The organism is Hydrotalea flava (assembly GCF_001623405.1).
GTDB classification, from domain to species: domain Bacteria; phylum Bacteroidota; class Bacteroidia; order Chitinophagales; family Chitinophagaceae; genus Hydrotalea; species Hydrotalea flava.
Genome location: NZ_LUHG01000065.1, coordinates 26,116 through 51,285, shown reverse-complemented (window position 1 = coordinate 51,285; position 25,170 = coordinate 26,116). Strand labels below are relative to the sequence as shown.

Here is a 25,170-nt window from a genome sequence, read left to right as displayed (position 1 = left end):
AACTTCAACCTGTTGCACAAATAAAAGGCAGCGTTTTTCGTTGCCTTTTTTATGGGTTCCAAACTTTAGCATTTCATTGCAACAGGCGTACAAAATTCTGTTACCTTTAAAATTATTTCTGCAAATTTCATTTAAAATATATTAAAAATAAATTATGCAATTTTCGGCACAACAAATAGCAGAGATGCTTCAGGGTACAATAGAAGGTAATGCCACAGTAACTGTATCTACTTTATCCAGAATAGAAGAAGGCGTACCGGGTTCGTTATCTTTTTTAGCCAATCCTTTGTATACGCAATACCTGTATACTACAAAGGCTTCTATTGTAATTGTGAATAAAGATTTTGAAGCAAAAGAACCGGTAACGGCAACATTAATAAGGGTAGAAAATGCACAAACTGCTTTTGCAAAATTATTAGAACTATACAATCAGATAAAGCTGAATAAAACCGGTATTGCACCCAATGCACATATTGAGCCATCGGCAATAATTGGTGAGCAAATTTATGCCGGTGCATTTGCTTATGTTGGTGAAAATACAAGAATAGGCAATGGTGTTAAAATATATCCGCAGGTATATATTGGTGATAATTGCGTAATTGGCGATAATACCACCTTGTTTGCGGGTGTTAAGATTTATTCAGAAACACACATTGGAAAAAATTGTATTATTCACTCCGGTACTGTTATTGGGAGTGATGGTTTTAGATTTGATCCGCAAAATGAAGGCAATAAAAAAATTGCACAAATTGGTAATGTAGTAATAGAAGATGATGTTGAAATTGGCGCTAATTGTGCTATTGACCGTGCAACACTGGGTTCAACAATATTAAGAAAAGGTGTAAAGTTTGATAATTTAATACATATTGCCCATAATGTAGAAGTGGGCGAAAATACCTACATCGCAGCACATGGAGTGATTGCGGGATCAACAAAAGTGGGTAAAAATTGCATGTTTAGCGGACAGGTTGGTATTGTGGGTCATTTGCAAATAGCCGATAATACAATTATTACAGCACAATCAGGCATATCCAAAAGCATTACCAAGCCCGGCGAAGTTTATATGGGTTCACCAGCCTTTGATGCCAATAAATACAGAAAGGCTTATATCCATTTTCGTAATTTAGATCAGTTGGCACAACGGGTAGCTATACTTGAAAAAAAGCTAACTGATTAGTTAAATGCATTAATTCTTAAAGCCAATTTGCACTAACGATCTAAAGGAACCATTTTATTCAGATTGGGGTCCCAAACTTTTAAACGAAGGCAGGCAATAATATCTTTAGGACGCAAACTGGTTACCGTTGCTTGCTGTAGGGCAGGTATATGTGCCATTGCTTCGGGTAAGCGGTAAAAAGGAATTTTGCAATTGAGGTGATGGATATGATGGTAGCCAATATTTGCAGTAAACCATTGCCATAAGGTACTCATTTTCATATAGCTGGAAGATTCTAATGCAGCAGCAGCATAACTCCATTCTGTATTGCAACGGTAAGTAGCACCGGGGAAATTATGTTGCGCATAAAATAAATATGCACCCAGCATGTGTGATAAGAAGAAAGGCAGAAAGAATACAAAAAACCAAATTTGCCATCCAAAATGAACCCATAAAACAATGGCAATACCAAAGTGTATCAGCAAAACGATGGCAGAATCCCAATGTCTTTTCTTTGAACTGAGAAACGACCGAACACACATGCCAAACATAAACATAGTAAAATAAGAAAAGAACATATTGAGTGGATGCCGGATAGCCAGATAAATACTTTGCTCTTTTTTATCCGCAGCATAAAACTTTTGTTTGGTCATAATCGGATAGGAACCAATACTGGCGCTGTACAATTTAGCATTGTTGTTGTGGTGGTGATCATGCGAACGTTTCCAGATACTTGGCGGTGTTATCATGTAAGCACCAAAAATGGTAAATAAAATATTGGCAGCAAACGATTTGTTTAAAATAGTATGATGCTGAAAATCATGAAAAATAATGAACATGCGGGAAAGCAGTAAAGCACTGAAAATGCTAAAAGCCAATTTAATTAGGATGCCCGGTAGTAAAAAAGAACCTGTTAAACTTGCAATTAATAAAACTGTAGTAGAAAGTGTATAATACCAACTCTTCCAGCGAATTTCTTTGGCAAACGGTTTGGTGGATAAAATTAATTCCTTTTCGGAGGAAGTATGCATTAAACAAACGTATGAAAAGAATGGAAATAAAACATACAATTGCTGTTAATTCACACAAATTTTTTTGGATTTATAAGTGTTTCAATCGTTCTGCTGCTTCCAGAAGTGTTTCTTCCTTTTTGGCAAAACAAAAGCGAAGTACCTTTTCATCGGTTTTATGATGATAAAATGCAGAAACCGGAATGGTGGCTACACCGGCTTTTTGTACCAATTCAACTGCAAATTCTGTATCGGGCTTATTAGATAATGCAGCATAACTGTAACATTCAAAATAGCTTCCGTGTGAAGGAATACAAACAAAACCCGTTTGCTGCATTAATGTTCTAAAAAAATCGCGTTTTTTTTGTATTTGCGCACCCAATTGTACATATTTATCCTCTTCCTGTAAATAAGTTGCCAAAGCATATTGTTTGGGGGTATCGCAACTAAAGCAATTAAACTGGTGTACTTTTCTAAATTCCTGCATCAATGGTGCTGCTGCTATGCAGTAACCCAACTTCCAGCCGGTACAGTGATAGGTTTTTCCAAACGAAAAAATGATAAAACTTCTTTCTAACAAATCTGGATAACGGAGCAGGCTTTGGTGCGGGATAGCATCAAATATTAAATGTTCATATACCTCATCACTCACTATCATTATATTGGTCTTGGCTACCAGTGTTCTCAAAGTCATAATATCCTGCTCACTTAATACAGCACCTGTTGGGTTATGGGGCGAGTTGATGATAATGGCTTTTGTTTTGGAATTGATTTTCTGCGCTACTTCATGCCAGGGAATGGAATAATCGGGATATTGTAATGCAATAAAAACCGGTTTAGCGCCATTTAAAACAATATTGGGAACATAGCTATCGTATGCCGGTTCAAAAACAATCACTTCATCGCCGGAATATAAAAACGAAGTGAGTGCGGTGTAAATGGCGTAGGTGCCGCCCGGGGTAATGGTAATTTGTGTTTCAGGATGGATGGAGGTGTTGTACAATTTTTTTACCTTTTCGGCAAGGGCATTCCGTAGAGCAGGTAAACCATTGGTATGCGTATACTGATTGCAACCATCTATCATGGCTTTTTGTATCAAATCAATTAAGGCCTCATCCATCATAAAATCAGGAAATCCCTGCCCAAGATTAATGGCGTGATGTTGTTGTGCCAACTGGCTCATTATAGTGAAAATGGTAGTACCTACCTGCGGTAATTTAGATGCAATGTGCATAGCCCTTTTTTATAAAATGGGAAGTTAGTAAACTTAAGGTGCCAAAATGCCAGCTACCCTTTTTAATTCAATTTCTGCAGCTTTTGCGGCATAATTTAAATTCACTAATTTATAACCTGCTTCTTCAAAACTTTGTTGTGCGGCTCTTACTTCCAAAATAGTAGCCTGCGATAAACTAAAACGCTGCAGGGTTAAATTCACCAATTGTTCGGTTAACCGGTTAATGGCGTATTGGGTGGCAATCAAATCTAATGTATGGATATACATCTGATATGTTTTTGTGAGATCGGTTTGATAATTTAAAATGGTGGCATCTTTTTGCACTCTTGCAATGTGTGTATTGATGGCAGCAGCTTGTTGTTGCCGTTTTAAAATACTTCCAGTATAAATGGGTACGGATAAACCAAGTCCAACATAAGGGCCATACGACTGGTTTAATAAAATTTGCCCGCCATTGCTGGTGCTTCTACCATAATTTATCCCGCTATTGACACGCAGTGTAGGATATCTTAGCGCTGCTGTTTGTTTTTCGGCAAGGGAGTTAATGCTGATTTGCTGATCGGCAGCTATAATATCCGGGTTTTGGTTCATTCTGTTCAGTACCTCTTCTAATTTTATATTGTTTTCAATAGTAATAGAATCAGTAAATATTGCAGAAGAATCTGCGGGCATGCTGAGTAGATTAAACAAATCAGCTCTGCCTTGTTCCAGTATAATTTTTTGCGATTGAAGGTCTTGCTCTTTACTATGTAAATCAATTTCAGCCTGAAAATAATCGGCATCATTGGCAAAGCCAATTTTGCGTTTTACTGCTATTATTTCTAATTGTTTCTTTGAAACTTCAATACTTTGTTCCAAAGTTTTCATATAGCTGCGCTGCCGAATTACATCAAAATATTTTGTCATTACTACCGCAATCGTATTTTGTACCTGCGAATTAAAAAAAGATTCGCTTTGTGCCTGAATCATTTCTAATTGTTTTTTTGTAGTAATTACTCTGTAACCATTATACAACACCATAGTACCTGCAATGCCGGCATTTAAATTATTACTGATGGCGCCATTGCGGGTTAAATCTCTATCGCCGGTTACACTGTTGATTTTTTGATTGATGTTTACAATACTTTCCTGATTGGTGGCAGTACCTGTTACGGTTGGTAAACCCCCTGCCACGCCTATATTGTTATTCAGCGTGGCTATCGCAATATTGCTCTTAGCAATTTGAATATTAAAATTATGTTGAAGTGCAAGGTTCACAGCCTCGTTTACAGAAATTGAGCGTTGGGCTGTTGCTTGCAGCATGCAGCAGAGCATAACAGCACCTGATAAAATTGCTTTTCTCATAAACCATGAAATTAGCTATGGAGCTATGTTGTATCAAATAAATTTTATGAGCGGATGAAGGGTTACTGTACCAGTGTTCCTACATTCATTCCTTCTACTACTTTAAGCAGGTTACCCGGTTTATTCATATCAAAAACAATAATGGGTAATTTATTTTCCATGCAGAGTGTAAAAGCTGTCATGTCCATTACTTTCAGGTTTTGGTTAATACATTCCTGAAAGCTGATATTTTCAAATCTTTTGGCATTGGGTTCTTTTTCGGGATCGGCGTTGTAAATACCATCTACCCTTGTACCTTTCAAAATAACATCTGCTTTCATTTCAATGGCTCTTAATGAACCTGCAGTATCGGTAGTGAAATAAGGGTTGCCTGTGCCGGCACCAAAAATAACTACCCTACCTTTTTCTAAATGACGCAATGCTTTTCTGCGGATATAGGGTTCGGCCACCTGCTCCATATTAATAGCGCTTTGTAAACGGGTGTATACGCCAATTTTTTCCAGCATTGCCTGCATGGCCATTGCATTGATTACAGTTGCCAGCATGCCCATATAATCGCCGTGTGCTCTTTCAATACCACTTTCAGCTTCATTCATGCCTCTGTAAATATTGCCGCCTCCAATTACAATGGCTACCTGAACACCAAGGTTGGTTACTAATTTAATGTCTTGTGCATATTGTTCAATGATTTTTGGATCGAAGGGATCACCATTTTTTACATCACCAACAAGGGCTTCTCCGGATAGCTTCAGTAAAATGCGTTTGTATTTAGGCAGCATAATTAAAAGAGTTGATTATACTGCAAATAACCTGATTTTTTGCAGAAGTTTCAAAATGAATAAAGGGAACCTTGTGGGTTCCCTTTAAAATATAGTTATAATAAATTATATTATCCCAATGCAATACGCTTAAAAGAAACTACTTTTAAATCAGCATCTACCGATTTCAGGTAATCGCCTACGCTTTTGCTACCATCTTTTACAAAGGCTTGTGCTAATAAAGTTTGCTCTTTAAAGAAGGCATTTAATTTGCCATCTGCAATTTTAGCAATCATTTCAGCGGGTTTACCGGCCATTTTTGGGTCGGCGGCAATTTGTTCGGTAACAATAGCTCTTTCTCTTTCTACCACATCGGCAGGAACGGAATTAGCATCGACAGCTACGGGGTTCATGGCGGCAATTTGCATAGCCAGGTCTTTACCGGCTTCTGCAGCAGGTTTATTTAAACCAACCAACACACCCATACGGTTGGCACCGTGTATATAAGAGGCTACATAAGGGGCTTCAATTCTTTCAAATTTTTGGATGCCTATTTTTTCGCCAATCGCGGCTAGTTTATCATTAATTAAATCGGCTACTTTAGCACCATTTACGGTTACTTCATTTAATTCATCTGCACTTTTTACATTGTTGGCTACAGCTGCATCGGCAATAGATTGTGCAAAAGCCACAAAGTCGGCATTTTTGGATACGAAATCGGTTTCGCAACTAATGCATACAATAAAACCAGTGGTATTATCGGCAGTGGTTTTTGCAATAATTACGCCTTCTTTTGCTTCACGATCGCTGCGTTTGGCAGCAACTTTTTGTCCTTGTTTGCGTAACCAGTCAATAGCTGCTTCAAAATCGCCATTGGTTTCGGTGAGGGCTTTACGGCAGTCCATCATACCTGCGCCGGTTGCCTGACGCAATTTATTAATATCGGCTGCGGTTATAGAAACGGATGTACTCATTTGTAAAATTATTTAGTCATTAAAAAAATTGTTGCAAAGCTACCTATACTTTTATAAACGCTGTGTTGTTTACAGGTTATGAAATGTTGAAGAAAGTACAGGTGTTGCAGTGTGCGACGCAACGGCAGTTGAAATAAAAAGATACAGCCGGGCCCAAAATATAGTAGCGTTTCAGGCCCGTTGTAAATATGTTTTATCGGCCTCCGCCTGCTGGTCTGCGGCTATTGGGCACTCTACGTTTGGGAGCGCCGGCACCGGGTTCGGCACCACGGCCACCTTTACGGGTACGTGCGGCTTCGCTTTGTGCTTCAGCTTCCAGTCTGCGGGCTTTTGCTTCTAATTCGTTTGCATCATCGTTGGTATCTTCTTCTTCTTTATTTGCCTGACGTTCTGCCAAACCTTCTGCAATAGCAGCGGTTAAATAATTGGTAATGATGGCAATTGATTTAGTGGCATCATCATTGGCAGGAATAGGGAAATCAACTTTATTAGGATCACAATTGGTATCTACCATACCAAAAGTGGTAATGCCTAAGCGTTTGGCTTCTGCTAAAGCAATGTGTTCTACGCCAATATCTACTAAGAATAAAGCTGCGGGCAGTCTGCTCATTTGGGCAATCCCGCCTAATACTTTTTCCATTTTTTCTTTATCGCGGCTAAGGGTAAGGCGCTCTTTTTTGGTTAGACTGTCGGCACTACCATCGTTCAGCATTTTTTCAATGCTCTGCATTTTTTTAACGCTTTTACGAACAGTGTTAAAGTTAGTGAGCATACCACCTAACCAACGTTCAGTAGCAAAAGGCATGTTTACGCGTTTTGCGCATTCAGCCACAATTTCTTTAGCCTGCTTTTTGGTAGCCACGAACATGATTTTTTTACCGTTCTTGGCAATTTGCTTCATAGCGGCGGCTGTTTCCTGAAGATGGTCTACTGTTTTGTTCAGGTCAATAATGTGAATCCCTTTTTTTTCTGCATAGATATAAGGCAACATTTTAGGATTCCATTTCTTTTTTAAATGGCCAAAATGCACACCGGCTTCTAACAACTGCTGCTGTAGTGAAGTATTATTTTCCATTGTGTTTGTATAAATAGTTTGAATGATAGGGTTTGCGTAATCCAATACAGGTTAACGTTTGCTGAACTGGTAGCTCTTACGGGCTTTTTTATGACCAAATTTCTTACGTTCAACACTGCGGGGATCGCGTTTTAAGTATCCGGCGGCTTTTAATACAGGCCTAAACTCGGGGTTTACTTCTAATAAAGCACGGGCTATGCCTAATTTTGCTGCTTCAGCCTGGCCTTTTAAACCACCACCTTGTGCATTGATTACTACATCAAATTTTGTAATTACCTCAGCAGTTTTTAAAGGGGCTTCTACCTGGTTTTGTAAGTAAACCAACGGAAAATATTCTTTATAATCTTTGTTGTTCACGGTAATTTTACCTTCACCCTTACTAATAAAAACCCGGGTTACGGCTTCTTTACGGCGACCAACTGCGTTTTTTTGCTTTTCCATTTATTTGGAATTGATGTTAGAAATTAGATTAAAATTTTAATTCTTTGGGTTGTTGTGCACTGTGCGGATGCTCATTGCCGGCATAAACAAACAATTTATTGAACATTTTGCGGCCGAGGCGATTTTTAGGTAGCATGCCTTTAATGGCTCTTTCTAAAAGCACTTCAGGTCTGCGTTTTAATAAATCTTTTGCTGCTTCTTCTTTTTTACCGCCGGGATAACCTGAGAAGTTAATGTACATTTTATCATCCATTTTGTTGCCGGTTAAAACAACTTTATCGGCATTGATGATAATAACATAATCGCCACAGTCTACATGCGGTGTATAATACGCTTTGTTTTTGCCTCTTAACACAGCGGCAATTTTTGAAGCAAGGCGCCCTACGGTTTGATTAGTACCGTCTACAACATACCAGTTGTGCTTAACGGTAGCCGCGTTTGCATGCTTGGTAGTGAAATGAAGATGACTCATAATATGGTTTGTTTAAATGATACCGGGGCTATCCCCCCGGTGAATGTCCCATTTTTTTGGGATGGCAAAGGTAGGTGTTCTATTGTTGAATTTTTAGTGTCTTGACGATCTTTTTTTGATAGTACTTTCATAACTCATTGATTTTCAATAAAATTTTTGATTAAAAATTTTCATCGTGTTATAAAACTGCCTTTTTTGGGTGCTTTTTATCTTGCTTTTTTGTTTTGATTGTACAATGAAAAGTAATTTCCTATGAATGATGGCATAAAAAAAGCAGCTATGAAAAGCTGCCGGAGTGTTTAAAACTTATTCATCTTTATTGAAATAGCTTAGGATAGGTTTTGTTCCAAGGTGTTGCCTGCTGATAAGCTTCTGCAATGCGCAACAGTGCGCCTTCATCGTATAAATTACCAATAAAAGTAATGCTGGTGGGTAAATGAAACCTTTTATCAAAACCCGTGGGAACACAAACTACCGGATTGCCCGTTAAGTTGGTAATGGCCAACTGGTTGCCACTACCATGGGTGGGACAAATAACCGCATCGTATTGTTGCAGCAATGCATTTACTTTTTGCATCAGCAAGTAACGGTGCCGATTGGCATTGATGTATTCTACGGCGGGTATTAACCTGGCTTCTCTAAACTGGTTGGGCCAGTCGTAACGGCTTTGCCGGGTCATTTCATCATCTAAATTACTGCGAGTAAATGCATCAAAAGCAGCGGCACACTCAGCACCAATTACAATACTCATGCTATTGACATTGTAAACCCCACTGTCGGGAAAATTAACGGGAATTAATTGAACCCCCATTTTTTTAAATGTTTGTAACACTTTCCATTCATTTCTGGAGGTATCGGTTATTTTATCGAAATAGTTTTTGGCATACGCTATTTTATAAGCTTGTATGGGTTTATTAGGCGTGTAATTAAATGGGCGGTTTACAGCCGATTCATCTATTCCATCGGTACCATGAATGGCATTAAATACAATAGCCGCATCATTTGCAGAGCGGCAAATGGGGCCAATTTTATCTAAACTCCAGCTAAGCGTCATAGCGCCTGTTCTGCTAATACTGCCAAATGTGGGGCGTAAACCGGTAACGCCACATGTGGATGAAGGCGAAACAATACTTCCCCAGGTTTCTGTGCCAATGGCAAAAGGTACCAATCCTGCTGCAGTAGCGGCTGCTGGACCTGCCGAAGAACCGGATGACCCTCTTGTTAAATCCCATGGATTTTTGGTGCGTCCGCCAAACCAATAATCGCCCATGGCCAAGGCCCCTAAAGTAAATTTAGCTACTAAAACGGCACCCGCTTTACGTAATTGTTCATATACAAAAGCATTTTCATCAATGGTTTGGTTTTTGTAGGGTGCTGCGCCCCAGGTAGTTTTATAGCCTTTTACAGCAAATAAATCTTTCAATCCATAGGGTATGCCATGTAACATGCCTTTGTATTTGCCGGCGGATATTTCAGCATCGGCCTGTCTGGCCTGTTGCAGGGCCAAATCTTCAGTTAGTGTAATCACACATTGCAGCGTGTCACCAAATTGTTTGATGCGTTGAATGAAAAACTTTGTTAGTGCTACTGAAGTAATTTTTTTGTGTTGAATTAAATAAGCCAATTGAGGTATGGAGTAAAATGCTAATTCGTTTAAATGGGTGGGTAATACCACTGTTTTAGGCATTTTCCAATGAATAGGTAATTGTTGATTAGAAAAATGCATGCCGGCTACTACCGGGCTTTGCCACAAGCTCATGGGCACATCGTTAGGCAGTGATTGGCGGTGTAACGATTGATAAGTGTGATAAAATTGCGTTATACCCTCTTGCATGGAATCTAATTCCTGTTGGGTAAAAGAAAGATCAGCTAAGCCGGCAACCATGCGAATTTGTGCAGTGGGTATGGTATCTTTTTGTGCCTGAAGAAATAAGGGTAAGGCGAAAAAGCATAAAATGGTGATTGTTCTCATGTTTAAGTGTTTTGGTTAGAATGAATGATGCGAAAAAATACAGCAATGGGTATTAAACTATCATGTACTGCCCATTTCACTTGTGAACACAAAAGTGCTTTTCTTGCAACGGAAAGTTATGGAACCTTTTTTAGAAATCAATACCAATCCATTTGCGTTTATTCTTTTCGTATTTCTGGAAATTGAATTTATAAAGTTTCCCGGGACGATGCGGCACATCCTGTTCCATTTCACCCACATCAATCAACAACCCCATGGCAGCAAATTTTTTTCTGAAATTGCGTCGGTCTAATTGTATGCCTAAAATGGCTTCATATAAATTCTGTAATTCACGAAGGGAGAATTTTTCTGGTAATAAATTAAAGCCCAATGGATGCTCCTGAATTCTTTTTTGTAACCACTGATGGCAGGTGTCTAAAATTTCTTTATGGTCAAAAGCCATTTCTTTAATAGAATTTACACTATGCCAGTGCAACTCATTGTCCAATATTTTCACTTCGTGGTGCTGAATGTTTAACAGTGAGCAATAGGCAACGGTTAATACCCTTCCGCCAGGGTGCCTGTTGGGTTTGCTGAAAGTGCGTACCTGATCTAAATATACATCTGTCATGCCTGTTCTTACTTTCAGTACCCGGTAAGCGGCATCATCCAATTCTTCATTGTCTTCTGCAAAATCGCCCAGCAAAGTCCATTTACCTTTGTACATTTCCAGGTCACTTCTAATTAATAAAACCTTCAGGTCCTGTCCATCAAACCCAAATATTACACAGTCAACCGTAATAGGTACACGGGGATAGGAATTAACTAAGGCATGAACATCGGTAATCAGTGGCCGTTTCTCCGGCAATTCGGTTTGGTGGTTGTTCAGTTTCATTGTTGGCAAGTATTTTCCTTACATCTTAAAAAATGTATGGGAATTTTGGGGCAATGAAGGTAATACTTTTAGGCATTGTGTAAATTTTACATGGGCAAAAAAATTGAATTTATGTGCAAGGCTGTAAATTTGAAGTTAATTTTTTAGCATGTATAACACTGAGCATATTCATATTTTATCACATTTAACACAACAATGGCTTCAAAAGGAATCGGCGCCTGATGCAATGCAGCATGCTGCTGCAAATATTGAAGAGCTGCGTGAAGTATTGCGATTTCATGAATACCAATATTATGTAGCCAATACCCCCCTGATTAGTGATTATGAATATGACAGGTTGTATAAGTTATTAGAAAAAACTGAAAAAGCGCATCCGGAATTAATTACGCCTGTTTCGCCTACACAACGGGTGGGTAATAGTTTGAATCAAACCTTTTTAACGGTAGCCCATTTGGTACCCATGTTAAGTTTGGAAAACAGTTATAATAAAGCCGATTTGTTAGACTGGGATAGAAAAGTACGGGAATTGATCAATTTGTCCGTGGTTGAATATACACTGGAACCAAAATTTGATGGTGCCGGCATTTCACTGGTATATGAAAACGATATTTTAATTCGGGCTGTTACCCGTGGTGATGGGGTAGAAGGAGAGGATATTACCAACAACATCAAACAAATTCGTTCTATCCCCTTAACGGCCCCTTTTTCTAAACATGGTATTCAGTTAATAGAAATAAGGGGAGAAGTAATTATGAGCAAACACGCCTTTGAACTGTATAACGAAAAATTAGCTGAACAAGGCTTGCCCATTATGGCCAATCCAAGAAATGCCGCTTCGGGTAGTTTACGAATGAAAGACCCGAAAGAGGTGGCCAAAAGAAATCTGGAAGCTTTTTTATATCATGTTAGTTACTATACAAAATTTACAGATAATGGCTCAATGGCATCTGCTTTATTGCAAACCCATGCAGGCATGTTACAACTGCTTTGGGAATGTGGCTTGCATGCACCGGTAAAAGAGCGGAAAATAGTACAAGGTATTGATGGAGTAATAGAACAGGTAGAAGCATTTGAACATTTGCGAGATACACTTCCCTACGAAATTGATGGCATGGTAGTAAAAGTAAACAGTTTGGCCTTACAGGATTTATTAGGAATGACCAGTCACCACCCACGGTGGGCCATTGCCTATAAGTTTAAAGCACGTCAGGCCACTACCGTTTTAAATGCGATAGAGTTTCAGGTAGGTAGAACCGGCGCCATTACACCGGTGGCAAAGCTAACGCCGGTAGCCATTGGCGGAGTAACGGTATCTAGTATATCGGTACACAATGAAGAGTACATCAAAGAAAAAGACTTGAAAATTGGTGATACGGTATTAATTGAAAGAGCCGGAGATGTAATACCGCAAATTGTAAAATCTTTACCTGAACTCAGAACCGGCCATGAAAAAACAATTCATTTTCCAAAACATTGCCCAGTATGTAATAGCCCACTATTTAAAGAAGTCGGTGAAGCGGTTTGGCGTTGTGTAAACATAGAATGTAAGGCCCAGGTGGTAGAAAGAATGGTTCATTTTGTGAGTAAAGATGCCATGGATATTAAAAGCCTGGGAGAAGCCAATATCAGGCGTTTTTATGAATTAGGGCTGTTGAAAGATATTCCGGGCATTTATAAACTCGATTTTTCTGCTATTGCACAATTGGAAGGATTCGGAAAAAAGTCGGTTGATAATTTACAGCAAGCCATTGAAGCCTCTAAAAAGCAACCACTACATCGGTTAATTTATGCGTTGGGTATACGTTTTGTAGGTGAAACAACCGCCAAAACACTGGCTAATGCCGTTACCCATTTGTTCGATTTAGAAAAAATGGATACATTGGCATTACAACAATTAGAAGATGTTGGCGTTAAAGTAGCAGACAGTATTCGTCATTTTTTTAGCAATCGCCAAAATATGGCTATGTTAGAAGAATTAGAGGCTTTGGGTGTTCAGTGTTACAACGAAAAACGAACAGAAACGCAAAGCAGCAGCCTGCAAGGGCAAAGTTTTTTATTTACAGGTACACTTACCAAATTTAAAAGAAGTGAGGCAGAAGAAATGGTAGAACAACGGGGGGGCGTTATTGTTGGCAGTGTTAGTAGTAAGCTGAATTACCTGGTAGTTGGGGCAGATGCGGGAGGAAAACTGGAAAAAGCAAAAAAGATTAATACAATTAAGATAATTGATGAAAATGAATTTCTATCTTTATTGCAACAATAAATAACCTTTAACTATGTTTGAACACCTACCCAACGAAAAGTGGCGCCAGTTCTCCTTTACGAACTCAGATGCCCTTCAAAAAAAGTACATGGTAAGCAACATGGGAAGAATTGCCTCTTTTACTACCAATTTTAAAAAAGACGGCACCCTGCTAAAAGGCTCTGCGATAGAGGGTTATCGCATCATTCGCCTGAAAGTAAAGGATAGTTATACCCATTTTCTTTTACACAGAGCTGTGGGCGAGTTATTCCTGAAAAAACCTAAGGCAAACGAAAAATTTATTATTCATCTCAATCATAATAAAAAAGACAACCGTGCCGAAAATTTAAAATGGGCTACTCAGGAAGAAGTGATTGAGCACAATAAAAATAACCCACGTGTAAAAGCAGCCAGAAAAAAACTGCTTCAAAGAACATCTGAACTTAAAAAGGGATTGAAGTTAACCCTTGCTCAGGTGAAGGATATTAAAAAAATGCTGGCTAACCCTAAGCGTAAATTAACCTATAAGCAATTGGCCGAGAAATATGGCGTAAGCGAAATGGCCATTACACGTATTAAGCGGGGCGAAAACTGGGGCCACGTTAAAGTGTAACCTATTTTTGAATCGAAAAAATATTTTATTCAATACTTTGTTTTGTTAACGGAATTCCATTTGCGTTTCTTGTTAACATTTTTATTTGTATATGTTACAACTATCTACCCTCCGTTTTCTGCAACATTTGGCAAAGCACAATAACAAAGAGTGGTTCAATAAAAACAGAGTAAAATACGATGCGGCACGAGCCGATTTTATTGCATTCACAACACAAATACTATCCGGTTTTTCAAAGGTGGAACCCGATTTATTGCCGCTGCATCCCAAAGATTGTATTTTTCGCATCAATCGCGATGTGCGTTTCAGTACCAATAAAAGTCCTTATAAAACCAATATGGGCGCTGCATTTAGCAAGGGTGGCAAAAAATCAATCCTGGCAGGCTATTATTTTCATTTGGAACCTGGAAAAAGTTTTGTAGGTGGCGGCCTCTGGATGCCGGAAAAGGAAGTGATCCAAAAAGTACGGCAGGAAATTGATTATTGTTGGGATGAATGGGAAAGCCTCATCAAAGCAAAACCTTTTCGGCAGCAGTACGGCGATTTAAGCAGAGAAGAAGGCATGTTTTTACAGCGTGAGCCCAAAGGTTATAATAAAGACAATCCGGCCATTGCTTATTTAAAATTAAAAAGCTGGATTGCCACAAAACCCTTATCGGATGAGGATTTAACTAATAAAGTCCTGCTTCAAAAAGTTATCCGGGCTTTTGAAGCACTGCAACCGGTTATTCATTTTTTAAATCGTGCTATTGAAGGTTAATGATTCAAAAAGTCAGTCGGTTTGCAATAAGAAAATGCTTTTCCTAAATTTTCAATTACATCGGTTGCCAGTAAACTTTCTTCCGACTGCATTTCTAATGCCAGATCAGCTGCCAATCCATGTAAATACACACCTAATTGTGCAGCTGTTTGCGGCGCATAACCCTGTGCCAGTAAAGCTGTAATAATGCCGGTTAAAACATCGCCGGAACCGCCCTTGGCTAATCCAACGTTGCCACTGGTATTAAAACTACCCTTTCCCTGATGTGCTACTAATGTATAATGACCTTTTAAAACCACTGTAATGGCAAGGGCAGCAGATAATTGCACTGCTTTTTCAATTCTTTCAAATTCATTAGCCGATGTACCAAATACCCGGTCAAATTCTTTAGGATGTGGTGTAAGAATGGTTCCGGCTGGTAATTGTTGCAACCAATCTTTATGTTGTGCTACAATGTTGAGGGCATCTGCATCAATAACCATAGGTTGATTATAATGCGCTATTAGCTGTTGAAGCAGTAATGCTGATGCATCATTCACACCCAATCCGGGGCCAATACCTACCGATGTATAAGGGGTAAAATCATTCAAGCCCGCTTCTCTCATTAATAGCATTGCCTCAGGATAGCGAATATTTAATGTAGCAGCAGCTTGAGCAGGCACCTGAGTGGTAACCAATCCACATCCGCTTCGCAAGGCAGCACCCGTTGCCATGAGTGCAGCACCCATTTTTTCTGTACTGCCTGCAATGAGTAATGCATGTCCAAATGTGCCTTTATGTGCAAACGGATTTCTAACGGAAATGCATTGTTGTATGCCATCCAATTCAATCATTGAAAATGTAGTATCCAATTTTTGTAGAAATTGGGGGTGTAGCCCAATATCCAAAATATGTACTTTCCCAAAATAGGGCGCATTTTCAGCTACCAAAAAACACAATTTATAGCATTGAAAAGAAAGGGTATGCCGGGCAGTTACAACGGTACCCCCATTTATACTACTATCAATAAACATACCTGTAGGAACATCGATGGATATTATTGTTGAATGAGCTTTATTGATATGCTGTACAATTATTGCATATAAGCCACTTAGTGGTTTATTCAGTCCTGCACCGAGCAATGCATCAATAATCACTGCATTTTCAGGAATAATTGGTAATAAAGCTTCTGTAGAAATATATTGAACAGCCAGACCTAATATATGCAGCCGGTGTAAATTTTCCTGAAAATTATCGGTACCTGGCCTGCCAAATTCCAAAATATAAACGGATGGTATAATGCCGGCCTCAAATAATTGGCGAGCAATGGCTAATCCATCGCCTCCATTATTGCCTTTGCCGCAAAAAATAAAAACAGGTTGTTGTATAAAATTTTGCTGTAATAGCCATTTGGTGCAGGCTAATGCTGCCCGTTCCATTAAATGGATAGATGCAATGGGTTCGTGTTGCATGGTAAATGCATCCCATTGTTGCAGTTGTGCAGCCGATAATAACTTCATACCCTAAATTTATTCCAAAAAAATTACACCTTCCCGCCGGTTTAAAACTTTAAGGAAGGTGTAAAAAAAATAAAATCCATAATACTACAGCAAATGATTAGCCATTAAGTATTCGGCAATTTGAACGGCATTGGTAGCAGCACCTTTGCGCAGGTTATCGCTCACTACCCACATATTCAAAGTTTTGGGCTGTGTTTCATCTCTGCGAATGCGGCCAACAAAAACTTCATCTTTTTCATGCGCCCAAAGTGGCATGGGGTACAATTGAGCAGCATCATCCTGTTGTACAATTACTCCGGGTGCTTTGTTCAACAAGTTTATTACTTCCGCTACATCAAATTCTTTTTCAAATTCAATATTTACACTTTCGCTATGCCCGCCCACTACCGGAATACGAACGGTGGTTGCCGTTACGCGAATACTGTCATCCTGCATAATTTTTTTGGTTTCATTCACCATTTTCATTTCTTCTTTGGTGTAACCATTGTCTAAAAACACATCAATTTGAGGAATTACATTTAAGTCGATGGGGTATTTATAAGCCATTTCTCCCTGAATACCTTTTCTTTCATTCATTAACTGGTCAACCGCTTTTTTGCCTGTGCCGGTAACACTTTGGTATGTACTTACCACAATACGTTGTATGGTATAGGCTTTGTGAAGGGGTTGCAAAGCAACTACCATTTGAATGGTAGAACAATTGGGATTTGCAATAATAAAATCATCTTTGGTTAACACGTTGGCATTTACTTCAGGCACTACTAGTTTTTTAGAAGGGTCCATACGCCAGGCACTGGAATTGTCAATTACCTTAATGCCTGCTGCTGCAAATTTGGGTGCCCATTCTAATGAAGTGCCACCGCCTGCAGAAAAGATAGCAACAGCCGGTTTGGCTGCAATGCCCTGCTCCATACCAACTACAGTGTGTGGGTTCCCTTTAAAAATAACCTGTTTGCCAACAGATTTTTCAGAGGCAACGGGAATTAATTCAGTAACGGGGAAGTTTCTTTCTTCCAAAACTTGTAACATTTTTGAGCCTACTAAACCGGTAGCTCCAACTACGGCTACTTTCATTGTTTGTTTTTTTTGTGAATGAATGATGTTTGCTTGCTCTAACGCTTTGTGTTATGTTTATTGAATGAAGTGTAACAATAAAAAAACCTTCCGTTGAAGGGAAGGTTTTAATTTATGTTGCCTATACACAAACAAAGTACCTTCCCGCTAAACAGGTTTCTTGGTACGTTTGGTATAGATTACTTTATTCATTGCGGGTGCGAAAATAGACTCAAAATTCATTCTGTCAAAATTATTTTCCTTTACCTTCACTTCTAAATTGAGAATTATGATACGATCTGCAATTGCTGGTATTGGCATGTATGCTCCTGAACAAGTGATAACGAACAATGATTTGCTGCAATACATGGATACCAGTGATGCCTGGATACAGGAAAGAACAGGAATAAAAGAGCGTAGATATGCACACCGTACCAATGAAACCACAACTACAATGGGTGTAGAAGCCGCTAAAATAGCCATTGAGCGTGCCGGAATTACGCCTCAGGACATTGATTTTATCGTTTTTGCCACCCTTTCACCCGATTATTATTTTCCCGGTTGCGGTGTTTTATTGCAACGTGCTTTAAAAATGAAAGAAGTGGGTGCTTTGGATGTCAGAAATCAATGCAGTGGATTTGTGTATGCATTAAGTGTAGCAGACCAGTTTATAAAGACCGGCATGTATAAAAATATATTGGTGGTAGGTTCTGAAAAACACAGCTTTGGTTTAGATTTTAGCACCCGTGGTCGTAATGTAAGTGTTATTTTTGGTGATGGTGCTGGTGCCGTGGTGCTGCAGCCAAGTGAAGATACAAATCGTGGAATTTTAAGTACACACTTGCATAGTGATGGTGAATCGGCTGAAATTTTAGCCATGTACAATCCCGGAACCCATGCCAACCATTGGGGCACTAAAAATTATGCAACCTTTAATGATGCACCCATTGCAGATATGTTTATGAGTCATGCTATGATCGACAATGCAGAAAATTTTCCGTTCATGGATGGCCCCGCCGTTTTTAAAAAAGCAGTGGTAAAATTTCCGGAAGTAATTAAAGAGGCCCTGCAGGCCAATGATTATCAGCCGGCCGATTTGGATATGTTAATCCCCCATCAGGCCAATTTACGCATAGCGCAGTTTGTACAACAGCAATTGGGATTGCCCGATGAAAAAGTATACAATAATATTCAGCATTATGGCAACACAACAGCGGCATCTATACCCATAGCCCTTTGCGAAGCTTGGGAGCAAGGCAAAATAAAAACAGGTAATCTTGTTTGTTTGGCTGCTTTTGGCAGCGGATTTACCTGGGCAAGTGCATTACTAAAATGGTAATGCCTGCTTCGGTTTCATTCCATTTGTATCCTCTATTTTCTAATTGTTGCAAACATGGCCCGTAAAATTATTTATTTAGTGAATCCCATTTCAGGTACCACTAAAAAAGATGCCCTTATTCATTTAATTGAATCTGAAACAAGTGCCCGAAATATTCCTTTTGAAATTTTATCTACTTCACCAATTGGGAATTACGATGTAGTGAAAGATAAAATAGAAAACGAAGGATTTACCGATGTGGTAATTTCCGGAGGAGATGGAACTGTTAATCAGGTTACACAAGCCTTACGAAATAATAAAGTACAATTTGGAATAATACCTGTAGGCTCGGGTAACGGATTGGCATTTGCGGCAAATATTCCCAAAAAACCAAAGGCAGCATTAGCAGTAATTTTTAATGGGAAGGCGAAGCCGGTGGATGCTTTTACTTTAAACCAGCATTACTCTTGTATGTTGAGTGGGTTAGGTTTTGATGCACAAGTAGCCCACAGGTTTGCAATGAATTCTAAAAGAGGGTTATTTACTTATACCAAAGAAAGCCTCATTAATTTTTTTAAAGCACAGCCCTTTCAATTTGAAGTGAAGCTGAACGATTTTTCATTTTATACCGATGCTTTTGCCATTACCATTGCCAACAGCAATCAGTTTGGAAATAATTTAACCATTGCACCTGCTGCCAGTTTAAATGATGGTTTGTTGGATATTGTGATTATACAAAAGATGAATAAAGCCAAAATTCCATTTGCTTTACTGAAACAAATTAAGGGAAATAACCGCCTGCAGGAATTGGTAGATGAAATTACACACAAAAATGTCATCTATTTTCAAACACCGGCAGTTACCATCAGTAATTTAAAACATGCACCTATGCATATTGATGGCGAACCGGTAGATACCAATGATACCATTGAAGTAAATATTGTTCAAAATGCATTTGAGTTATTACAGCCCAATGCATTAAACTAATTTTTTATACATTTTTTACTGGCTAAAAATAGCTGGTATCTTTTAAAATTTATACCTTACAAGTCTATTTAAACACAAACATGGTATAGCAGCAATGCCTGTTTGTATGCCTTTGAAAATGCTGTTTTTATTGAAAGTATTAAAAATCATTTTATGAAAAAAGTATTAATTGCCCTCGATTACAATCCTTCCGCCCAGTTTATTGCCGAACAAGGTTATCAGTTAGCCAAAGCCATGCAGTCCGAGGTTTGTTTGGTGCATGTGGTGGCAGATGCCGGATATTATTCTGTTGATTATTCACCTATCATGGGATTTGGTGGGTTTAATACGGCTAATACAATTGAATTGGTGGAAGAATTAAAAAAACAGGCACGCCAGTTTTTGTCATCCGCTGCTTTGCATGTAGGTGATGGTAACATACCTACTATGATTTTAGAAGGAGATACTGCAGATGCAATTCTGTCTTATGCCGATGAATACAAAGCAGATATTATTGTTTTGGGCTCACATAGCCACAGCGGTTTAGATACTTTGTTAATGGGCAATGTTCCGGCTAAAATTTTAAAATACACCAAAAAACCTTTGTTCATCATTCCAACTGGTCAGTAACGGTTCATTAAATTGGTATATATGTCTGATGTATCCCTGCAAGATCAAATGAAGGCGTTTGGTACAGATGTACGAACCGGGCTTTCAGATGCACAGGTAGCTGCCTTGCATTTAAAATATGGCGCCAATGAGGTAGTAGAGAAAAAACCATCTGCTATTTTATTGTTCCTCCGCCATTTCTGGGGATTAACTGCCTGGATGCTGGAAGCAACTGTTGTTATTTCTTTTATATTGCATCGTAATTTTGACGGTTGGTTAATTGCCGGATTATTATTTTTTAATGGCTTGCTTGGTTTTTTGCAAGAGTTAAAAGCAGCTAAAACGGTTGAGTCGTTAAAAACAAAATTAACTGTTATGGTAAGGGCTTTGCGTAATGCAATTTGGGTCAATCTTCCCTCCAGAGCAATTGTTCCGGGTGATGTACTCAGAATCAGAACCGGCGATTTTCTTGTAGCCGATATGCAAATTATTGAGGGCAATATTCAGGTGGATAAATCGGCTTTAACCGGCGAGTCAGCTTTAATTAAAGCTGCAGCGAATGATAATATTTATTCCGGCTCTATTGTTAAAAATGGTGAGTGTACAGCTTTGGTAACAGCCACTGCAGCCAATACGGTTTTTGGTAAAACTGCCGGTTTAATTATGGCAGCCAAACATAAAATGCACATGGAAGAAATTGTGGGAAAGGTGGTGCAAATTTTGTTTTCAATTGTGGTGGTGGTGTTGGGAATAACTGTATTGGATGCGTTATTGGGTGGTGCTTTTTTTTTAACCACATTGCCGCTTATTTTAATATTGTTGGTTTCAGCAGTACCTATTGGGTTACCTGCTATGTTTACCATCAGCATGGCCAAAGCATCGCAGGAGCTGTCTGAAAAGGGTTTGCTGGTAAGCCGCTTAAGTGCAACGGAAGATGCTGCCACTTTAACCACGCTGTGTATTGATAAAACCGGTACCATTACCGAGAATAAACTTTCCTTGCAGGAAATGAAGGCTGCTAAAGGCTTTTCTGAAAATGAAGTATTGTTGTATGGCATGCTTGCCTCGGTAGCGGCCAATAATGATGCTATTGATGAAGCTTTTTTTCAAAAATTTAAAACTGCCGAAATTACATCAAATACTTACCAGCAAAAAACGTTTGTCCCTTTTTCTGCAGCTACTAAAAGAACCGAAGCAATGATTGTACACAATAATGATACATTTGTTGTACTAAAAGGCGCCTACGTTACCATTCAGTCATTGTGTACACCATCATTACCAGAACTGGATGCTACGGTTGAAGTCTGGGCCGGTAAAGGATTTAAAACAATTGCAGTAGCTATTCAAAAAGATAATACAACACAATTGGTTGGCATAGCCGCTTTGTACGATCCGCCGCGTCCTGATTCTGCCGGGATGCTTTCAGCTATTAAAGAGTTGGGTGTAACCGTAAAAATGTTAACCGGCGATGCATTACCCGTAGCAAAAGAAATTGCACTGCGGGCCGGTGTGGGTAGTAGAATTATTGCCATTAATGATGTAAGAGCTGCATTGCAGCATTCCGGTACCATTATTCAGCAATATGATGGCTTTGCCGAAGTATTGCCGGAAGATAAATACAATATTGTAAAAATATTACAGCAAGAAAAGCAAATTACAGGAATGACGGGTGATGGGGTGAATGATGCACCTGCATTAAAGCAGGCAGAAGTAGGCATTGCTGTTAGTACTGCAACAGATGTGGCCAAACAGGCTGCCAGTATTATTTTATTACAGGATGGGTTAAAACAAATTGTAGATTTAATACGGGTAGGCAGAATTACCCATGTGCGCATCTCTAATTATACGGTAAATAAAATTGCCAAAACGCTACAAACTATTTTGTTTGTATGTGGGGCCTTTCTTATTACTAAAACATTTGTAGTAGGAGCTATTGATATGGTATTGATGCTTTTTTTAATTGATTTTGTGGTATTGGCATTGGCAACCGATAAAGTACAATGGAGCAAGTTGCCTGCTAACTGGAATATAAAACCTATGGTGATAAAAGGTTTTGTATTAGGCGTTTTACTTTTTGCAGAATGTTTGGTTTGGTTTTTATGGGCATCACATTATTTTCAACTATTACAACCCGAAACTGCACATACACTTGGTTTTGCTACGTTATTTTATTCCGGTATTTGTGCTGTATTAACGGTAAGAACCAACCAAAGGTTTTATCAGGAACCTATCAGTAAAACGTTGTTATGGGTAATTATAGCAGATATGGCAGTAGTACTGGTATTGCTTCAAATTGGTTTCACCGGATTTACTGCGTTGCCAATATTGCCCGCAATTAGTACAGTATTATATTTTTTGTTTTGTAATTTGATAGTGAACGATGTTATAAAAGTATGGCTGCTGCGAACATTGGACGTAGCAGCAGCCTAAGAGAAATTATTTAATTTTCTTTCTTCAAGCGCAACATCACTACATCATGTGCACCCACTGTTGCTTTGAATGTATGATTGGTAGTGCCTTCGGTTTTTTTTGACCAGATATTAAAAATTTGATAAGAATTTTTTTCAGCATCTAAGGAAGCTTTTGAAAGTGAATCGAAAATGGGTTTTTCTTTCCAGTTCATTTCAAAAGACACCGGGTGCGTGCTTCTGTTTAAAAAACATACTGCCCAATCGCCGTTTTGTAAAGGTTTAAGCCATGTTTCCACACTGTCTTTTTCTGCATAAGCAAAGCCTTCTATTCCCATTTTATCCTGATCAACAGCAATGGCATCTTTGTTAATTAAAATATTTTTTGTTTCGGTACTCATGTTTCGTAAATCGTTTCCGGCAATTAACGGTGCCGCCAGCATACACCACATGGAGAAATGTGCTCTGTTTTCAGCTTCGGTTAAGCCATTGCCTACTTCCAGCATATCGGGATCATTCCAATGGCCCGGACCTGCATACTTACGCAGCCCTTTTTGTAAATCAATAATTTTTAAAACACCCAACGCATGCCAGGTGCCCATATCTTTGGTTCCGGCAAATATGTTTGATATATCGCCGGTAGTGCGCCATAAATGCCCCACATTTTCAGCCCATTCCCATGGTTTATTTTGTCCCCATTCGCACATGCTGAAAACAATGGGTCTTCCGGTTGTAGCCAATGCTTTACTCATGGTGGTATAGGCTTCTTTTGCATTGATGCCTTCAGTATTGCACCAGTCGAATTTTAAATAATCTACATCATGTGCTGCATAATAGCGGGCATCCTGGTATTCATAGCCTCTGGTACCCGGGTATCCTGCACAGGTTTTTGTGCCTGCACAGTTGTACAAACCAAACTTTAATCCTTTTGAGTGCACATAATCAGCCACAGCTTTTATGCCATGCGGAAATTTTTTGGGGTCTGCTACCAGATTTCCATTTTTATCGCGTTCCATAGCCATCCATCCATCATCCAATACCAAGTATTCATAGCCTGCATCTTTCATGCCGCTGGATACCATTACATCGGCAATATCTTTTACCAACTGTTCATTAATATTGGTTTGAAATGTATTCCAGCTGTTCCAGCCCAATGGCGGTGTTAAAGCAAGGCCTTGTGTTTTTTGGCTATAGGCATGTGAAAAAGAGGCAAATAGTAAAATAAATGTAATTTTTTTCATATATTTTTTTGATGTATTATCATTCAATTTTAAGCATGTAGAATCGCTTCAATGCTTTGTAACTCCTCTGTTGAAAAAGAGTAATGTTGCAATGCTGTTAATGAATCGGTTAATTGTTCGGGTTTACTTACACCAATTAATACAGATGTAATGCGTTTGTCTTTTAAAATCCATGCCAGTGCCATTTGTGCAAGTGACTGATTGCGTTTGTCTGCAATTTCATTTAACGCATTCAGTTTATGAATGAGTTGGGGCGTAATTACATTTTCTTCAATAGCACCATTGCCCCGATGGCTGGCCGCACGGCTATCGGCAGGTATTCCTTTTAAATATTTATTGGTTAAAACGCCTTGTGCCAATGGCGAAAATGCAATACACCCAACGCCATTTTTCTCTAATACATCTAATAAACCATCTTCTACCCATCTGTCTAACATGGAATAACGCGGCTGATGTATTAAACAGGGAGTGCCCATTTGTTGTAGTAGCTGAAATGCTTTGGCAGCTTCTGCAGGCGGATAACTGGATATACCAACGTAGAGTGCTTTGCCTTGCTGAACCAGTAGGTGTAAGGTAGCCATTGTTTCTTCTAAAGGTGTATGAGGATCAGGACGGTGGTGATAAAAAATATCTACATAATCCAATCCCATTCTTTTTAAACTTTGGTCTATACTGGCTACCAGATATTTTTTTGAACCATAGTCACCATAAGGCCCTTCCCACATTTTCCAGCCGGCTTTTGTGCTGATAATCAATTCATCACGATACGGTAAAAAATCTTCTTTGAAAATTTTACCAAAATTAGCCTCTGCACTGCCCGGAGGGGGTCCATAATTATTGGCCAAATCAAAATGTGTAATACCTTTATCAAAGGCTAAGCGTAAAATAGCACGGGCATTGGCTTGTGAGTCAATATCTCCAAAGTTATGCCATAAGCCCAATGAAAGGGCAGGTAATAATAATCCGCTGTTGCCGCATCTGCGATATTCCATGTTATCGTAGCGATGAAGGCTTGCTGAATAATGCATTTTGTTTTGTTTAAAAGGTGTAATAAAGTTGGTAAATAGTGTTGTTATTTGTGGAAAGGTAGCTGAACTTCAGGTTTTAGAAGATACTAAGTTAAAACAGTACAGGCATATGATAAACTTGTT

Annotated in this window: 22 protein-coding genes; 8 read left to right on the top strand and 14 right to left on the bottom strand. The window is 38.9% G+C overall.

Annotated features, from left to right (window positions below; translation table 11 throughout):
• Nucleotides 1-154 precede the first annotated feature (154 nt).
• Entirely contained in the window at nucleotides 155-1,177 is a 1,023-nt protein-coding gene (gene lpxD / locus A0F92_RS07095) for a UDP-3-O-(3-hydroxymyristoyl)glucosamine N-acyltransferase (protein WP_068243465.1), read from the top strand.
• Between the two features lie 32 nt (nucleotides 1,178-1,209).
• Here lpxD and A0F92_RS07090 read toward each other — a convergent pair whose 3' ends face one another.
• From A0F92_RS07090 to A0F92_RS07045, 10 genes are all read right to left on the bottom strand, one after another.
• Entirely contained in the window at nucleotides 1,210-2,187 is a 978-nt protein-coding gene (locus A0F92_RS07090) for a fatty acid desaturase family protein (RefSeq protein ID WP_068243462.1), read from the bottom strand.
• A gap of 70 nt (nucleotides 2,188-2,257) precedes the next feature.
• Nucleotides 2,258-3,400, bottom strand: coding sequence for a methionine aminotransferase (locus tag A0F92_RS07085; protein ID WP_068243460.1), 1,143 nt, complete (start codon nucleotides 3,398-3,400; stop codon nucleotides 2,258-2,260).
• Nucleotides 3,401-3,433: 33 nt separating this feature from the next.
• Entirely contained in the window at nucleotides 3,434-4,744 is a 1,311-nt protein-coding gene (locus A0F92_RS07080; protein WP_068243457.1) for a TolC family protein, read from the bottom strand.
• Between the two features lie 62 nt (nucleotides 4,745-4,806).
• Nucleotides 4,807-5,523, bottom strand: a complete 717-nt coding sequence (gene pyrH, locus A0F92_RS07075; RefSeq protein ID WP_068243449.1) for a UMP kinase — start codon at nucleotides 5,521-5,523, stop codon at nucleotides 4,807-4,809.
• 110 nt (nucleotides 5,524-5,633) lie between these two features.
• On the bottom strand, nucleotides 5,634-6,476 hold the full coding sequence (gene tsf, locus A0F92_RS07070) for a translation elongation factor Ts (protein ID WP_068243448.1): 843 nt from the start codon (nucleotides 6,474-6,476) through the stop codon (nucleotides 5,634-5,636).
• A 193-nt stretch (nucleotides 6,477-6,669) separates the two neighbouring features.
• On the bottom strand, nucleotides 6,670-7,551 hold the full coding sequence (gene rpsB, locus A0F92_RS07065; RefSeq protein WP_068243447.1) for a 30S ribosomal protein S2: 882 nt from the start codon (nucleotides 7,549-7,551) through the stop codon (nucleotides 6,670-6,672).
• Between the two features lie 51 nt (nucleotides 7,552-7,602).
• Nucleotides 7,603-7,992, bottom strand: coding sequence for a 30S ribosomal protein S9 (rpsI, locus tag A0F92_RS07060; RefSeq protein WP_068243446.1), 390 nt, complete (start codon nucleotides 7,990-7,992; stop codon nucleotides 7,603-7,605).
• 28 nt (nucleotides 7,993-8,020) lie between these two features.
• Nucleotides 8,021-8,464: a 50S ribosomal protein L13 gene (rplM, locus tag A0F92_RS07055; RefSeq protein WP_068243444.1), complete on the bottom strand. Its 444-nt coding sequence runs from the start codon at nucleotides 8,462-8,464 to the stop codon at nucleotides 8,021-8,023.
• A 316-nt stretch (nucleotides 8,465-8,780) separates the two neighbouring features.
• Nucleotides 8,781-10,436, bottom strand: a complete 1,656-nt coding sequence (locus A0F92_RS07050; protein ID WP_068243442.1) for an amidase — start codon at nucleotides 10,434-10,436, stop codon at nucleotides 8,781-8,783.
• Between the two features lie 130 nt (nucleotides 10,437-10,566).
• Entirely contained in the window at nucleotides 10,567-11,310 is a 744-nt protein-coding gene (locus A0F92_RS07045) for an NUDIX hydrolase (protein ID WP_167516884.1), read from the bottom strand.
• A gap of 148 nt (nucleotides 11,311-11,458) precedes the next feature.
• Here A0F92_RS07045 and ligA point away from each other — a divergent pair, with 148 nt between their 5' ends.
• The 3 genes from ligA (at nucleotide 11,459) to A0F92_RS07030 (ending at nucleotide 14,925) form a co-directional block, all read left to right on the top strand.
• Entirely contained in the window at nucleotides 11,459-13,573 is a 2,115-nt protein-coding gene (ligA, locus tag A0F92_RS07040) for an NAD-dependent DNA ligase LigA (protein ID WP_068243436.1), read from the top strand.
• A gap of 13 nt (nucleotides 13,574-13,586) precedes the next feature.
• Nucleotides 13,587-14,165: an HNH endonuclease gene (locus tag A0F92_RS07035; protein WP_068243435.1), complete on the top strand. Its 579-nt coding sequence runs from the start codon at nucleotides 13,587-13,589 to the stop codon at nucleotides 14,163-14,165.
• A gap of 91 nt (nucleotides 14,166-14,256) precedes the next feature.
• Nucleotides 14,257-14,925 carry a DUF2461 domain-containing protein gene (locus A0F92_RS07030; protein ID WP_068243430.1) on the top strand — a complete coding sequence of 223 codons (669 nt, stop codon included), beginning with the start codon at nucleotides 14,257-14,259 and terminating at the stop codon, nucleotides 14,923-14,925.
• On the opposite strand, the gene A0F92_RS07025 is transcribed toward A0F92_RS07030, so the two are convergent.
• Together A0F92_RS07025 and A0F92_RS07020 are read right to left on the bottom strand one after the other, a co-directional pair.
• Nucleotides 14,922-16,424 carry a bifunctional ADP-dependent NAD(P)H-hydrate dehydratase/NAD(P)H-hydrate epimerase gene (locus A0F92_RS07025; RefSeq protein WP_068243427.1) on the bottom strand — a complete coding sequence of 501 codons (1,503 nt, stop codon included), beginning with the start codon at nucleotides 16,422-16,424 and terminating at the stop codon, nucleotides 14,922-14,924. The genes A0F92_RS07030 and A0F92_RS07025 overlap by 4 nt on opposite strands.
• Before the next feature lie 84 nt (nucleotides 16,425-16,508).
• A complete protein-coding gene (locus A0F92_RS07020) occupies nucleotides 16,509-17,498 on the bottom strand; it encodes an aspartate-semialdehyde dehydrogenase (RefSeq protein WP_068243425.1) in 990 nt (329 codons plus the stop codon).
• A gap of 268 nt (nucleotides 17,499-17,766) precedes the next feature.
• On the opposite strand from A0F92_RS07020, the gene A0F92_RS07015 reads away from it, so the two are divergent.
• The 4 genes from A0F92_RS07015 to A0F92_RS07000 all read left to right on the top strand — a co-directional run bounded on the left by A0F92_RS07015 (nucleotide 17,767) and on the right by A0F92_RS07000 (nucleotide 22,800).
• On the top strand, nucleotides 17,767-18,816 hold the full coding sequence (locus A0F92_RS07015; protein ID WP_068243422.1) for a 3-oxoacyl-ACP synthase III family protein: 1,050 nt from the start codon (nucleotides 17,767-17,769) through the stop codon (nucleotides 18,814-18,816).
• A gap of 54 nt (nucleotides 18,817-18,870) precedes the next feature.
• Nucleotides 18,871-19,782: a diacylglycerol/lipid kinase family protein gene (locus tag A0F92_RS07010; RefSeq protein WP_068243419.1), complete on the top strand. Its 912-nt coding sequence runs from the start codon at nucleotides 18,871-18,873 to the stop codon at nucleotides 19,780-19,782.
• Nucleotides 19,783-19,935: 153 nt separating this feature from the next.
• On the top strand, nucleotides 19,936-20,391 hold the full coding sequence (locus tag A0F92_RS07005) for a universal stress protein (RefSeq protein WP_068243716.1): 456 nt from the start codon (nucleotides 19,936-19,938) through the stop codon (nucleotides 20,389-20,391).
• 21 nt (nucleotides 20,392-20,412) lie between these two features.
• A complete protein-coding gene (locus tag A0F92_RS07000; RefSeq protein ID WP_068243713.1) occupies nucleotides 20,413-22,800 on the top strand; it encodes a plasma-membrane proton-efflux P-type ATPase in 2,388 nt (795 codons plus the stop codon).
• Nucleotides 22,801-22,810: 10 nt separating this feature from the next.
• Here the strand turns inward: A0F92_RS07000 and A0F92_RS06995 are convergent, their stop codons facing one another.
• Nucleotides 22,811-24,019 carry a glycoside hydrolase family 27 protein gene (locus tag A0F92_RS06995; protein ID WP_068243711.1) on the bottom strand — a complete coding sequence of 403 codons (1,209 nt, stop codon included), beginning with the start codon at nucleotides 24,017-24,019 and terminating at the stop codon, nucleotides 22,811-22,813.
• Between the two features lie 29 nt (nucleotides 24,020-24,048).
• A complete protein-coding gene (gene mgrA, locus A0F92_RS06990) occupies nucleotides 24,049-25,047 on the bottom strand; it encodes an L-glyceraldehyde 3-phosphate reductase (RefSeq protein WP_068243417.1) in 999 nt (332 codons plus the stop codon).
• Nucleotides 25,048-25,170 lie beyond the last annotated feature (123 nt).

Bases quoted from the DNA above. Each gene is read 5' to 3' on its own strand.
- A0F92_RS07085 (WP_068243460.1), bottom strand. From the start codon at position 3,400: ATGCACATTGCATCTAAATTACCGCAGGTAGGTACTACCATTTTCACT.
- ligA (WP_068243436.1), top strand. From the start codon at position 11,459: ATGTATAACACTGAGCATATTCATATTTTATCACATTTAACACAACAA.
- A0F92_RS07080 (WP_068243457.1), bottom strand. From the start codon at position 4,744: ATGAGAAAAGCAATTTTATCAGGTGCTGTTATGCTCTGCTGCATGCTG.
- A0F92_RS07050 (WP_068243442.1), bottom strand. From the start codon at position 10,436: ATGAGAACAATCACCATTTTATGCTTTTTCGCCTTACCCTTATTTCTT.
- A0F92_RS07025 (WP_068243427.1), bottom strand. From the start codon at position 16,424: ATGAAGTTATTATCGGCTGCACAACTGCAACAATGGGATGCATTTACC.
- tsf (WP_068243448.1), bottom strand. From the start codon at position 6,476: ATGAGTACATCCGTTTCTATAACCGCAGCCGATATTAATAAATTGCGT.
- rplM (WP_068243444.1), bottom strand. From the start codon at position 8,464: ATGAGTCATCTTCATTTCACTACCAAGCATGCAAACGCGGCTACCGTT.
- rpsI (WP_068243446.1), bottom strand. From the start codon at position 7,992: ATGGAAAAGCAAAAAAACGCAGTTGGTCGCCGTAAAGAAGCCGTAACC.
- mgrA (WP_068243417.1), bottom strand. From the start codon at position 25,047: ATGCATTATTCAGCAAGCCTTCATCGCTACGATAACATGGAATATCGC.
- A0F92_RS07020 (WP_068243425.1), bottom strand. From the start codon at position 17,498: ATGAAAGTAGCCGTAGTTGGAGCTACCGGTTTAGTAGGCTCAAAAATG.
- A0F92_RS07005 (WP_068243716.1), top strand. From the start codon at position 19,936: ATGAAAAAAGTATTAATTGCCCTCGATTACAATCCTTCCGCCCAGTTT.
- A0F92_RS07015 (WP_068243422.1), top strand. From the start codon at position 17,767: ATGATACGATCTGCAATTGCTGGTATTGGCATGTATGCTCCTGAACAA.
- A0F92_RS07000 (WP_068243713.1), top strand. From the start codon at position 20,413: ATGTCTGATGTATCCCTGCAAGATCAAATGAAGGCGTTTGGTACAGAT.
- A0F92_RS07030 (WP_068243430.1), top strand. From the start codon at position 14,257: ATGTTACAACTATCTACCCTCCGTTTTCTGCAACATTTGGCAAAGCAC.
- A0F92_RS07035 (WP_068243435.1), top strand. From the start codon at position 13,587: ATGTTTGAACACCTACCCAACGAAAAGTGGCGCCAGTTCTCCTTTACG.
- A0F92_RS07045 (WP_167516884.1), bottom strand. From the start codon at position 11,310: ATGAAACTGAACAACCACCAAACCGAATTGCCGGAGAAACGGCCACTG.
- A0F92_RS07010 (WP_068243419.1), top strand. From the start codon at position 18,871: ATGGCCCGTAAAATTATTTATTTAGTGAATCCCATTTCAGGTACCACT.
- rpsB (WP_068243447.1), bottom strand. From the start codon at position 7,551: ATGGAAAATAATACTTCACTACAGCAGCAGTTGTTAGAAGCCGGTGTG.
- lpxD (WP_068243465.1), top strand. From the start codon at position 155: ATGCAATTTTCGGCACAACAAATAGCAGAGATGCTTCAGGGTACAATA.
- A0F92_RS06995 (WP_068243711.1), bottom strand. From the start codon at position 24,019: ATGAAAAAAATTACATTTATTTTACTATTTGCCTCTTTTTCACATGCC.
- A0F92_RS07090 (WP_068243462.1), bottom strand. From the start codon at position 2,187: ATGCATACTTCCTCCGAAAAGGAATTAATTTTATCCACCAAACCGTTT.
- pyrH (WP_068243449.1), bottom strand. From the start codon at position 5,523: ATGCTGCCTAAATACAAACGCATTTTACTGAAGCTATCCGGAGAAGCC.